We start from the raw sequence: 12,960 nt of genomic DNA, 5'->3' as shown, positions 1-12,960 counted from the left end.
CCCGCTTAGCGGCGGCGGCCCTTCTTGTCGTCCTTCACGTGGCCGCGGAAGGTGCGGGTGGGCGCGAACTCGCCCAGCTTGTGGCCAACCATCGTCTCCGTAACAAATACGGGGATGTGCTTGCGACCGTCGTGAACGGCGATCGTGTGTCCGAGCATGGACGGCACGATCATCGATCGGCGCGACCAGGTCTTGATGACGTTCTTCGTTCCCGCTTCGTTTTGCGAGCTGACCTTGCGAAGCAGGTGCTCGTCGACGAAGGGGCCCTTCTTCAGACTGCGTGGCATCTTCTTGACTCCTACTTACGCTTCTTGCCAGCGGTACGGCGACGCACGATGTACTTGTCGCTTTCCTTGTTTGCGTGACGGGTACGGCCCTCGGCCTGGCCCCACGGGGAAACAGGGTGACGACCACCAGAGGTCTTACCCTCACCACCACCGTGCGGGTGGTCAACCGGGTTCATAGCGACACCACGAACGGTCGGGCGAACGCCCTTCCAGCGCATGCGGCCAGCCTTACCCCAGTTGATGTTCGACTGCTCGGCGTTGCCGACCTCGCCGATCGTTGCGCGGCAACGAGCGTCGACGTTGCGGATTTCGCCAGACGGCATGCGCAGCTGCGCGAAGTTGCCGTCCTTTGCAACCAGACGAACCGAGACACCAGCCGAGCGAGCGATCTTTGCGCCGCCACCGGGGCGAAGCTCGATTGCGTGAATAACAGTACCCGTGGGGATGTTCTTCAGCGGCAGGTTGTTACCCGGCTTGATGTCGGCGCTTGCGCCCGACTCAATGATGTCGCCCTGCTTGGTCTTGTTCGGAGCCAGGATGTAGCGCTTGGTTCCGTCGACGTAGTGCAGGAGCGCAATGCGTGCCGTGCGGTTGGGGTCGTACTCGATGTGAGCAACGGTTGCGTTGACGCCGTCCTTGTCGTTACGACGGAAGTCGATAACGCGGTACTGGCGCTTGTGGCCACCACCGATGTGACGGGTCGTGATGCGACCCTGGTTGTTACGACCACCGGTCTTCGACAGCGGACGCAGCAGCGACTTCTCAGGCGTGGAACGCGTGATTTCAGCGAAGTCGGCAACCGACGAGCCGCGACGACCAGGCGTCGTGGGCTTGTACTTACGAATAGCCATGTTTCTCGTCCTCTTTCCGCTTAGCCGACCGACGTGAAGATGTCGATCGAGCCCGACTTCAGAGCAACAATGGCGCGCTTGGTGTCCTTGCGCTTGCCCATGCCGAAGCGGGTGCGGCGTACCTTGCCGACGCGGTTGATGGTGTTAACAGACGCGACCTTGACGCCGAAGATCTTCTCGATAGCGAGCTTGATTTCGGTCTTCGTTGCGCGGGGGTCCACCTCGAAGGTGTACTTGCCCTCGTCGATGAGTCCGTAGGACTTCTCCGAGACAACCGGCTTGAAGATGATGTCGCGCGGGTCCTTGTTTACGGTCATGCCGAAACCTCCTCAGCGCCAGTCTTCGCTGCGACGAACGCGTCGAAGGCTGCCTTGGTGAAGACGATGTCGTCGGAGACGAGCACGTCGTAAGCGTTCAGCTGGTCAACAGCGAGAACGTGAAGGTTCTCGAGGTTGCGCACGCTGAGCAGGCTCACCTCGTCGTCGCGCGTAAGCACAACGAGGACGTTCTTGCCCGGGAACGACTTCAGCAGAGCCGAAGCCTTCTTGGTCGAGGGCGTGCCCTCGATGCCGAAGGAGTCGATAACGTGCAGACGCTCGCCACGAACACGGTCGCTCAGTGCACCCAGGAGGGCAGCGGCGATCATCTTCTTGGGGGTGCGCTGCGAGTAGTCGCGCGGCTTCGGGCCGTGAACAATGCCACCACCGGTCATGTGCGGTGCACGGATCGAGCCCTGACGAGCGTTACCCGTACCCTTCTGCTTGAACGGCTTGCGACCAGCACCGGAAACCTCACCGCGACGCTTGGTCGAGTGGGTACCCTGGCGAGCTGCTGCCTGCTGGGCAACAACAACCTGGTGGATCAGCGGGACGTTCGTTGCGACGTCGAAGATTGCGGCGGGCAGTTCGACCGAACCGGCCTTCTTGCCACCAGCACCCTGAACGTCGAGCGTAAGCGTGGAGTCAGCCATGATAATTAGGCACCCTTCACTGCGTTGCGGACGAAGACGATGCGGCCACGTGCACCGGGAACTGCGCCCTTAACGAGCATGAGTCCCTTTTCGGTGTCGATGGAGTGCACCGTGAGGTTAAGAACGGTCACGCGCTCGTTACCCATACGACCAGCCATGCGCATGCCCTTGAAGACGCGCGACGGGGTCGACGAAGCACCGATAGAACCGGGCTTACGGTGGTTGCGGTGTGCACCGTGCGAAGCCGAAACACCAGCGAAGTTGTGGCGCTTCATGACACCAGCGGTGCCCTTACCCTTGCTCGTGCCGACAACGTCGACGAGCTGGCCGGCTTCGAAGGTTCCGTCAACCGTGAGCTCCTGGCCGAGCGAGTAGTCGCCGGCGTCAGCGGTGCGGATCTCCGTTACGTGGCGGCGGGGCGTAACGCCTGCTGCCTCGAAGTGAGCCGTGAGGGGCTTGTTCACCTTGCGGGGGTCGATCTGACCGTAAGCGATCTGAACAGCGTTGTAGCCGTCGCGCTCGGGGGTACGGATCTGCGTAACCACGTTCGGTGCCAGCTCGATAACCGTTACCGGGATGAGCTTGCCGTTTTCGTTCCAGACCTGGGTCATGCCGAGCTTCGTGCCGAGCAGACCCTTGGAAACCTTGTTGTTGATATCAACCATTCTGATCCCCGCCCTTACAGCTTGATCTCGATGTTGACATCGGCAGGAAGGTCGAGGCGCATCAGCGAGTCGACAGCCTTAGGCGTCGGGTCGATGATGTCGATGAGGCGCTTGTGGGTGCGCATCTCGAAGTGCTCGCGGCTGTCCTTGTACTTGTGCGGTGAACGGATGACTGCCACCACGTTCTTTTCCGTCGGAAGGGGCACGGGGCCCACAACGGTCGCGCCCGCACGGGTCACGGTGTCGACGATCTTACGAGCCGACGAATCGATGACCTCGTGGTCATACGACTTCAGTCGGATGCGGATCTTTTGTCCCGCCATCTCTTTTTCTCTCTTTCCGCGTCATACCTCTCGGGCATTGGACGCACTGGGCGCAGCAATCTCATCTGCGCCTGGCACTTTCGTGTCACTCACGTGACTCGATGCTGCACCACTATTTTGATATCAGACCAGGGATTTCTCCCCAGCGCCTCCCCTGTTCTGGCGGCATGCCGACAGTCATTCGGTTTGGCTTGTGGTGTTCTCCGACCCGCGGCCTAGATCTCTGCGTTTTCACGCCGCCTATGCACTGCCCTGGTGGTGATTCGCACGCACGCAAAAGGCGCCGTCGAAATGTGGAACCTACCTAGTCTGACAGACGCAGAACCATGCCGCAAACCCGGGCGTGTCGCGCTCAGCCGATCCCCAGCCTCGCACAAGTAAATACGGGTTCCGGAACCATGACTGCGGTTCCGGAACCCGTAATGAAGGGGGGGTGGCGGGGAAGGGGTCCGAGCTCCTCCCCCGCCACCATCAGACGCCCGGGTCGTCGCGGGCGTCTGTGTGGAGGGCGGGTGCGACCCGCCCTCCGTGTGCCTCACAGTTTCGCACGCACCTCCCAGCGTCGGCGAGAACTGATCAGCAACGTCTTACTCCTGTACTCCTTGTCGGTTGCGACGGGTCACCATCAGCACCAGGCCGGCGATGAGGGCGAATCCACCGAGCAGACCCCACGGGAGGACGTTGGCGGTACCCGTCGCGGGAAGCGGCGGCTTGGGCGCGGCTGGCGGCGTCGGCACGTTGTGCTCGGTCGAGCAGCTGTCAACGCAGCCACCACCCGGGGTTCCGGCCGGTGTCACGACGTTCTTGATCACAACACCCGCGGCGTCAGCCTTGACCGTCACGATGTAGCTGACCGTTGCGGTTGCCCCGACCTCCAGGCTCGGAATCTCCCACGACAGCGTCTGATCGCTCAGCGTGAGCCCAGCCGGCAGGTCGCCGGCGAGGGTGGCGTGAGCCAAGACGCCGCTCAGGTCGTCAATCGCGATCGCTCCCGTGAGCACACCGTCGCCAGTGTTCGTCGCCGACAGCGTGTACGTGATCGTCTCGCCCGGCTTGACCGTTGCGCCCGATGCGGGGTCGCTGGTCTTCGTCAGGGTCCACGCCGGAACCAGGTGCTCAGTGGTGCAGGCACCCTCACACTCACCGCCCGGTGTCGTCGGCACGACCACGTTGCGCAGCGTCGCTCCGCGGGCGTCATCGTGAACGAGAACCGTGTAGCTCACCGAAACCGAATCGCCAACGCCGATGGTTCCGGCGTTCCACGTGAGGGTCACACCATCAAGCTCCAAGCCTGCGGGCAGCTCTCCGACGAGATCAGCGTGCGCCAAGACCTCGGCGAGGTCGTCGCTTGCGGCCGCGTCAACCGGAACCGGTCCGGTGTTCGCGATCGTCAGCGTGTAGGTGATCTCCTGGCCAGGCAGCACCGACGAGCCCGTTGCCGGGTCGCTGGTCTTGGTGAGCGACCAGGCCGGAACCGGGTGCTCGGTCGTGCAGGCTTCGACACACTCGCCGCCGGGGCTCGTCGGCACAACCACGTTGCGCAGGGTCTCGCCCAACGCATCGGACTGCACGAGCACGGTGTAGCTGACCGATACCGACTCACCCACCGCAACGGTTCCGGCGTTCCACGTGAGGGTGGTGCCGTCGAGCGTGAGACCGGCGGGCAGTTCGCCGACCAGGTCGGCGTGCGCAAGCACGTCGGTCAGGTCGTCCGATGCGGTCGGCTGCACAGCAACCGGGCCCGTGTTGGTGATCGTGAGCGTGTAGGTGACCTCGTCACCGGGCAGCACGGTCGATCCCGATGCCGGGTCGCTCGACTTGCTCAGAGACCAGGCCGGAACGGGGTTCTCGGTCGTGCACGACTCTTCGCACTCGCCGCCGGGGCTCGTCGGAACCACGACATTGCGCAGGGTCACGCCGCGCGCGTTGTCGTGCACGGTCACCGTGTAGCTCACCGATACCGACTCGCCCACGCCGATCGCACCCGTCGTCCAGGTGAGGTTCATGCCGTCACGTTCGAGACCGGCCGGCAGCTCTCCGACCAGGTCGGCGTGCTCCAGTACCGCGGTGAGGTCATCGACGGCAGTTGCCGAATCGATGGCCACGGGGCCGGTGTTGGTGATCGTGAGCGTGTACGTCACATCCTGGCCGGGAACCACAGCGGATCCGGAGGCCGGGTTGCTCGATTTGGTCAACGACCACGCGGGAACCGGGTGCTCGGTGGTGCACTGCTCGACGCATTCACCACCGGGGCTGGCCGGAACCACGACGTTTCGCAGGGTCACGCCGCGCGCATCGTCGTGCACAACCACGGTGTAGCTCACCGACACCGACTCACCAACGCCGACGGCTGCGGCGTTCCAGGTCAGGGTCGTCCCGTCCAGGACCAACCCGGCGGGCAGGTCGCCCACGATGTCGGCGTGCGCGAGCATGTCGGTCAGGTCGTCCTCTGCGGTCGCTCCCGCGAGCACCACCGGTCCGGTGTTGTTGATCGTCAACGTGTACGTCACTTCGTCACCAGGAAGCACGGTGGTTCCGGAGACCGGATCACTCGACTTCGCGAGGGTCCACGCGGGAGTCAAGTGTGTCGTGGTGCAGCTCTCAACACACTCTCCGCCGTCGCCCGGCTCAACCGAGTTGACCAGCGTCACGCCGTCGAATCCGTCGAGCACGGTGACCGCGTAGCTCACGCTCGCCGACTCGTTCGGTGCCAGCGTCGGAATTGCCCACGTCAGCACGTCGCCGGACCGAGTGAGGCCCGCCGGCGGGTCGCCCAGCGTCGCGTAGGTGAGCACGCCGGCGAGGTCATCGGTGGCGATCGCACCGTCAACGATGGCGTTCTCTGTCGTGTTGCGTGCCGTCAATGTGTAGGTGATGACGTCACCGGCGACAACGGCAGATCCGCTTGCCGGATCGGCAGTCTTGGAGATCTCCCATGCCGGCGTGTAGTGCACCGTCGAGCATTGCTCACAGTCCGTCGGCGGGTTCTCGCCCGTCGTCGTCACGCTGTTGCGCAGTTCAACGCCCCACTGATCGTCGTTCACCGTCACCTGGTAAACCAGGGTGAGCGGCTCGCCCACGTTCACGCGTCCGATGGTCCATACCAGGGAGTCAGACGTGACACTGGTGGTGCCGCGGGATGCGGTGATCGATGCCTCGTCGAGAGTCGCGTGCGGCAAGACAGCGGTGAGGTTGTCGGTCACGACAACGTCATCGACGAAACCAGCCGCACCCGGGGTGACCGTGACGGTGTAGGTGATGACGTCGCCTGGCTCCACGGTGCTTCCGCTGGCCGGGTCAGACTCCTTCATCACGGTGTAGCTCCCCATTTCACGGGTGAGCGTGTTCGTCGCGGTGACAAGAATCGGCACGTCGGTGGTTGCCGGCATCTCGAAGACCATCGTTGCGCCGTCGGCGGTACCGGTGGTTCCGCTGATCGACATGGCCGTCGACCAGGTGTAGGACGGGTCGTTCACAGCCGGCAGCGTGGTCTCGGTGACCTCACATTCACTACCGACCGGGATCGAGATGTCCTCGTCAGTCGGGCTCCACACTCCGCCCGCGGTGATCGCGAACGTGTTCGTTGCACCACCGGCCGGGAAGACATCGCCGTTGTCGGCGACACACTGCCATTCGAAGGAGTAGAACGGGTCGGCATCGGTGAGACCCGAGGCGTCACCCTCGAAGGCCTTCGTCACGGAGAAATCTCCGGTCAGACGCGCCACCGTGTTGGTCACGGTGGCGGTCGCAACATCGGGGTTCGCCTTCAGCGTGACGGGGCTGCTGAATGAGTGGCCAGTCCAGACATACGATGTGTCGCCAGGAACGGGAGCCGACGGTGCGTTCTCACTCATGATCGCGCACTCGGTGCCGACGTAGTAGTCGCGGGGAGCCGTAAAGGTTCCGGCACCCGTGATTGTCCATTCTTCGGGTGCATCGGCCACACCGCCGTACGAGCATTGGTACGTGCCGGAGTATTCAATACCGGGCGACGGAACCAGGTCGCCGACGCCGACACCACGGTTGATCACCTTGGTGATGGCGTACGTGCCGTAGACGCGCTCGACCGTGTTCGTGAAGGTCATCGTGGCAGCCTCGTCGGCCACCTCGATGTCAACGACCTGCATCTCGGGGTGTGCACCCCAGGCGTACGAGTCGTCGATGAACACCTCGGTGTCGAAGGTGTCCTCCCGCGCACGACACTCGGCAGTTAGCGGAATCTGCGGGTTCTCCGGATCAAGCACGGCCGCGTCACCGGTTGCGGGCGCCGTCCAGCGACCCGTGGCAACCTCGTCGCCCGCGTACTCACAGACCCAGCTACCGCTCACCGTCTGCGACGGGTTGCTGAAGCCTGAGCCCAGGGGCGCGTCGAGCTGCTTCGTGATCGCAAGCGTGCCGTACACGCGCTGCGGCGTGTTCGTTACGGTGAAGGCGGCCGGGCCGTTCGCCGTGACGGTGGTTGCCTGAGCGGTTACGTTCGGGGTCGCCCACGTCCAGGAGACGTCAACGAGACGATCGTTACTTGGCGTCTGCTCGGTGACATCACACACGGTTCCGAGCGGCAGCTCGGTGTCACCGTCGAGGGTGGCAGCGCCAGCACCCGTCACCGACCAGGTTCCGCCGAAGCTTTCTTCGCGCGCGGTGCCCTCGTCGTACACGCAGCTGTAGGCGCCGGTGTACTCGGTTCCGTCCAACACCGCGTGGTCGAGACCTTCGGCGATCTGCTTGGTGATCTCGATGCCACCGGTGACGCGAACGATGTTGTTGTCGACAACAACCGCGCGGGGCGATTCGCCGATCGTGAGCGTCTCGGTGTCGTCCCCATCGATCGTGATGGAGTGATCTCCCCACGCGTACGAGGAGTCGTAGAGACCGCCGGTGAAGGCGCTCTCGTGAACCTTACATGTCCAGCCCCGCGGCACATCAGAGATGAGCGGAACGGCTGCTTCGTTCGGGAACACCATCGTCGAGCCCGTCATGCGGTTGATCGCATCAGGGTTGTCGATGTCGCTTGCGTTCAGTGCGCACACCGCGCCCACCGGGAAGCCGGCGAAGTCGGTTGCGTCGAAGCCGTCAGCACCCGAGAGCGTCTTGGCGACCGTGACCGAACCGGTGTGACGAGCAACCTCGTTGGTCACCGTCATGCGGTTCTCCGTGGTCGTTTGGCTCACCGAAGTGACGCCAACAAGAACCGGGTCCAGCCAGTAGAAGGAGCTGTCAGTCGCGCTCGGCGCCGCCAGGGCGTCTTCTGTCACGGTGCAAGACGAGGTCAGCAGAACCTGGGTTGCGGAGCCGGTGGTTGCCGTTAGCGTTGCCGGGGTTCCGGCAGACGATCCGGTTCCCGTCCAGGTTCCGGCAGCGACGGTGGCGGAACCATACGCGCAGGCCCACGTGCCCGAGTAGGTGCGGTCGGTTGGCACGACGCCGGCGTAACCGCCGTCGTCGAACAGCTTGTCGATCGTGACCTCGCCGTAGACGCGAGTCATCGAGTTGGTCACGGTCATCACGGGGGTGTCGCTTTCTGCGACCGTGACGCCGTCATCGTGGCTGTAGTCCGGAGCGGCCCACGCGAACGAGGCATCCTTCAGACCACCGGAGATGGCGCCTTCCTGCACGGAACACACGGCCCCGATCGGAATACCGCTCCACTCTGCTTTGCCGTCGGCGGCGATCGTCTGGGTGGCGCCGAACTGTGCTGCGTTGCCCGTGGCCGGGTTGGTGCAGGTGAGCGTCATCGGGAAGAGCTCCGCCGTTCCGCCAGTGAATCCGTCGGGGAGCGGGGTGACTTCCTTCTCGACGGTCACGCTACCGGTGCGAGCGGAGATGCTGTTCGTCGCCGAGACGGCAACGGTTGCGCCGTCGGCCGGCGTCGTGAACTCGATGCCGTTCGTCACCGGCGTTCCGTCGGCTCCCGTGGTCGAGAAGGTCACGCCGTCCCAACGGAACGGGTCAACGGGCGCGGGCAATTCGCTGCCCATGCGCTCGGTGACGGTGCAGACCGAGCCGGCCGGGATTCCGTCGGGGCCGTTGCCTGTCGCACCCGATGCCACCGGAATGGTTCCGGTGATCTCGGCGCCGCTCGGCGGAGCACACACGTAGTCGAACTGGAACGGCGTGGTTGCAAACTGCTGACCGGCCGTGCCACCCGTGACGCTCTTCGCGATCGAGAACGATCCCGTGGTGCGGGAGATCGTGTTGGTGACCGTCGCGTTCGTGCCGTCAACCGTGACCGGGAGAATGTTCGACGGCAACGCGATAGCCCAGCTGTACGAGTTGTCACCCGGAACGGGGTTTGCCGGAGCATCCTCGGTCACGCTGCAGACGCTGCCGACCAGGAGGGCTGCGTAGTTGCCTGCGATGTTGGTGAGGGTAGCGGCGCCACCATCAGCCGCAACCGTCCAGGTTCCGTTGGCGTGCGGTTCACCGGCGAAGACACAGCTCCACGTGCCCGTGAACGGCTCCGTGAGGCTCACCGATGCATTGTTAACAACGTTCTTCGTCACGCTCAGCGCGCCGTAGACACGGGTGATGTCGTTGATGACCGTGACGGCCGCGGGGGTCGTCGTTGCCGGAACCGTGACGGCTCCGTCGGTTAGACCAACGTAGGTGGGTGCAACCGCCCAGGTGTACGACGAGCCGGGCAGGTTGTCGCTGCCGACAGGCAGGTCGGTTTCCGCGACCGTGCACGAGGTACCGATCGGCAGGTAGGGCGTCTGCTGAGCGGAGCCGAGCGGCGTCGTGAAGGTGAACACTCCGGTGTAGTTGGAGGCTTGGCCCTGTGCCGGCTGGTCACACGCAACGGTGACGTCAAACGTCGTTCCGGGCGTGACCTGGCTCGCGAAATTCTCGATCTGCTTGGTCACCGAGATGCGGTTGTATCCGATGGTGGTCGGGTTCGTTACCGTCACCGTCGCTGGCTGCGCGATCGTTGCCGTGACGGAACCGTTGGTGAGACCCGCGTAGGTCGGGTCTTGCCATACGTATCCAGCGGCCAGCCCCGGGCGGTCTGCCGTCTCGACGACGGTACACGCGACAGCGGAGGGCACCTGCACAACCTGAGACTCACCGTGGGCGAGCACGACGCTACCGCTGACGGCGCTGTCGCCCTGTCCACACGCGTAGTTGATCGTGAAGTCGCCACCCGTGTAGCCATCGCGGTCAACGACCTTCGCGATCGTGAGGCTGGCCATGTCACGGGTGAAGTAGTTCACAACGGCGCCAGCAGACTGGCCGTTTGTCGTGATCACGGCAGGCTGGGTGAAGCTCGTGCCATCCCAACGGTACGACGCGTCGACGAAGTCGCCGGAGGCGGGGGTCAGCGTCTCGCTGAGAATACAGACCGACGTTGCCGGAATACCGGTCACAGTTGCCGAGCCACCGGCAGCGATATCGCGCGTACCGGAGGCTGTTGTCGAGCCACCGATCGAGCAGGTGTAGCCGATGGCGAAGGTACGGTCACCGCCGGTGTATCCCGTGCTGGGAACGCCGTCGCGCGCAACGACCTGCTTGGTAATAACGAGCGATCCCGTGTTCTGCGAGACCGGGTTGGTCAGGTTCACACGCACGGCGCTGTTTGCCGTGATCTGCACCGCAGCGCCCGGGGTCGTCGTCGGGGCTCCCCACACAAACGAACCGTTGCTGAGGTCGGTCGACGTACCCGTGGGAGCGTTGAGCTCAGTCACGGTGCAGCTCGCGCCAGCCGGAAGGTTCGCTACCGTCGCAACCGCACCGGCGGTTCCGTTGGTCGCTGCCGGGTTCACGACCACCTGACCGGTGATCGGGGTTGCGCTCCCGATGACGCAGGAGTACTGCGCGGTGAACGGCTTCGCGGTGCCCTGCGTGTACCCGCCGGCCGGTGAGGTCACGGTCTTGGTGATCTCAAGGGTTCCGGTCTGGTAGACGTTGCGCACCGTGCACGTGGTGCTCTGACCGTGCGTCAGCGTGATTTCGCTGTTGCCGTTGACGGTGACACCGTCGGTGCAGGTCCACGGACCGTTCTGCGCGTACCCCGCCGTCGTGTTGGCGTTGTTTGCGACCTCGTTCAGTCGATAAGTACCGGCGATGACGCTCTGGCTGATCACGGCTGCGGAGTTACCCGGGCCGGAGACCGACTGCGAGCTCACGACGCCCTGGCCGAGAGCGCTCAGCGTCCAGTGGGCGGGCTGGGCGACCGGCGCGGGCTGGCCGGTCGAGGTGACCTGCTTGACCAGCGTGACCGTTGCCGTCGGGGTGTAGGTGTTCGTGTAGGTACACGTGATGTTCGCGGCCTGCACGGTGTTGGCCGTCGTGCCACGCGGAATCGTGACCGATGGGCCGCTCACCGTCACGCCCGTAATCGCCGCCCCCGTGCCATCGACACAGGCAACGCTGGTGAAGGCCCACGGCGCCGACTGCGCACCCTCGGTGATCGTGATGCTCTCACCGCTGTTGTAGGCGCGAGTGAATGACTGTGCGTTGGCGAGTGAGAAGTTGGTAGCCCACGGCGATCCGGCGAGCGTTGAGGTACTCGTGAACGGGAAGTTCTGCGCGGGAGCGGTGACGTACGGCGAGTTCACGACCTTGTTGACGGTAACATTTCGCACCTGCTCAACCGAGGCGTACAGACACCCGTAGGTCATTGCGCCCTCCACCGTTCGGAACTGGTTGAGCACGTCCGAGACACTGTCCACGGTCGAGTTGCAGGAGTTGTTGGCACCCTGCGGAGCCACGAATCCCTGAATGACGAGAGTGTATGTCAGGCCTCCCCATTGGAACGTCTGGGGCGAGAGTTGATTCAGGAAGGTGGTGATGTCGTCCGAGCAGTCCGTGCCAGAGCAATCATTGCTGGTCTCATTCATCTGCCACGTGTACGAGAGGTCGACGTCCCCAAACCTGATGTCGAGGTCGCCGCGGTAGTACTGGTTGACGGCAATCACCGGGTTATTCGAGTGGGTCATGCGTCCGAGGTTGAAGATCTGCCCAGTTTCGACCGAGGTGATTGCGCTCGGCGCAAACCCCAGCGCGCTCTGCCCCGATAGGTTCAGCCGGTTCACGGAATAGCCTTGACGAGCGCCGTGTGCAGTCCAAGCAACGGTACCGGCGCTCACAAACCCTGTGTTTCCGTTCGCGTAGTATTGCGGGTTACCGCTCGACCCAGAGGCTCCGAGATTATTGTCGATCTGCCCAGAAGTGGTCCCGGCGGGAGCCGAACCGAATCGGTAGTAGTCTCCAGACGCCCGATTAAGCGTTCCACCCGGTGCCGCTGCGGTGTAGCCTGCGTGGCCATCCATCTGCGCTTGCACAGAGACAGGAATCGTCGCGGCCACAGCCTGGGGCGCGTTCGCACCGTCAAGCGCGACCATGCCTCCAAAGATCACGACGCCGATGGCGACAACGGCCGCCCAGCGGTTCACGAGGCCGCTGCCAAGCAGTCGGCGGGCCTTCGACCGCGGGGCACCATCGGCGCCGCGTGCGGCCCGTCGGCTTAAAGGGACATGTGTTGCCCGGCGCATGGCCAAGGCAGACCGACGAGGTCGGGAATTCGGCATGACGAGGTTCCTTTGATTGCTGCTCGCAGGCGCGGGAGGTCGCCAGCGGTCGCGGGAACTTATTCACGGGTATTCCATGCGACATGCAGACGGTACGGGGGCTCGCAGAGAGCAACAATGGCCGCGGAACGATCTCCGTATGAGACCAGAAAGCCCAGGTCTCAGCCTCAGAAAATCTCAGAGTTATGCGCCGTGATCACCGCATGCTGCCTGCGCGAGTTACGTATGGGGTGGCTCTCATCTCCGTATGCGTGAGATGACTCACAGCGAACAGAAAGGCGACGCACGAGCCCTCTCCAGGAGACGCAAAGGGGCTCCGCAACCAAGGGGCAGGTTC

General features: G+C 63.9%; 7 protein-coding genes. All 7 read right to left on the bottom strand.

What is annotated here, in order from left to right; all coding sequences use genetic code 11:
• Nucleotides 1-5: 5 nt before the first annotated feature.
• The gene (gene rpsS, locus ACQUSY_RS01815; RefSeq protein WP_147825097.1) at nucleotides 6-287 is read right to left on the bottom strand and encodes a 30S ribosomal protein S19; all 282 of its coding nucleotides are present in this window, start codon (nucleotides 285-287) and stop codon (nucleotides 6-8) included.
• A gap of 11 nt (nucleotides 288-298) precedes the next feature.
• The gene (rplB, locus tag ACQUSY_RS01810) at nucleotides 299-1,138 is read right to left on the bottom strand and encodes a 50S ribosomal protein L2 (RefSeq protein ID WP_147825098.1); all 840 of its coding nucleotides are present in this window, start codon (nucleotides 1,136-1,138) and stop codon (nucleotides 299-301) included.
• Nucleotides 1,139-1,158: 20 nt separating this feature from the next.
• Complete coding sequence (rplW, locus tag ACQUSY_RS01805) at nucleotides 1,159-1,455, bottom strand: 50S ribosomal protein L23 (protein ID WP_428902815.1); 297 nt, start codon at nucleotides 1,453-1,455, stop codon at nucleotides 1,159-1,161.
• Nucleotides 1,452-2,108: a 50S ribosomal protein L4 gene (gene rplD / locus ACQUSY_RS01800; RefSeq protein WP_428902814.1), complete on the bottom strand. Its 657-nt coding sequence runs from the start codon at nucleotides 2,106-2,108 to the stop codon at nucleotides 1,452-1,454. The genes rplW and rplD overlap by 4 nt, the downstream gene beginning before the upstream one ends.
• 5 nt (nucleotides 2,109-2,113) lie before the next feature.
• Nucleotides 2,114-2,773 carry a 50S ribosomal protein L3 gene (rplC, locus tag ACQUSY_RS01795; RefSeq protein WP_428902813.1) on the bottom strand — a complete coding sequence of 220 codons (660 nt, stop codon included), beginning with the start codon at nucleotides 2,771-2,773 and terminating at the stop codon, nucleotides 2,114-2,116.
• 14 nt (nucleotides 2,774-2,787) lie between these two features.
• Nucleotides 2,788-3,096, bottom strand: a complete 309-nt coding sequence (gene rpsJ, locus ACQUSY_RS01790) for a 30S ribosomal protein S10 (RefSeq protein WP_040162964.1) — start codon at nucleotides 3,094-3,096, stop codon at nucleotides 2,788-2,790.
• Between the two features lie 587 nt (nucleotides 3,097-3,683).
• Nucleotides 3,684-12,488 carry a DUF7927 domain-containing protein gene (locus ACQUSY_RS01785; protein ID WP_428902812.1) on the bottom strand — a complete coding sequence of 2,935 codons (8,805 nt, stop codon included), beginning with the start codon at nucleotides 12,486-12,488 and terminating at the stop codon, nucleotides 3,684-3,686.
• Nucleotides 12,489-12,960 lie beyond the last annotated feature (472 nt).

Source organism: Microbacterium daqui, assembly GCF_050408675.1.
GTDB lineage: Bacteria > Actinomycetota > Actinomycetes > Actinomycetales > Microbacteriaceae > Microbacterium.
This window is presented reverse-complemented; position numbering and strand designations above follow the sequence as displayed.

Bases quoted from the DNA above. Each gene is read 5' to 3' on its own strand.
- rpsJ (WP_040162964.1), bottom strand. From the start codon at position 3,096: ATGGCGGGACAAAAGATCCGCATCCGACTGAAGTCGTATGACCACGAG.
- rplC (WP_428902813.1), bottom strand. From the start codon at position 2,773: ATGGTTGATATCAACAACAAGGTTTCCAAGGGTCTGCTCGGCACGAAG.
- rplW (WP_428902815.1), bottom strand. From the start codon at position 1,455: ATGACCGTAAACAAGGACCCGCGCGACATCATCTTCAAGCCGGTTGTC.
- rplD (WP_428902814.1), bottom strand. From the start codon at position 2,108: ATGGCTGACTCCACGCTTACGCTCGACGTTCAGGGTGCTGGTGGCAAG.
- rpsS (WP_147825097.1), bottom strand. From the start codon at position 287: ATGCCACGCAGTCTGAAGAAGGGCCCCTTCGTCGACGAGCACCTGCTT.
- rplB (WP_147825098.1), bottom strand. From the start codon at position 1,138: ATGGCTATTCGTAAGTACAAGCCCACGACGCCTGGTCGTCGCGGCTCG.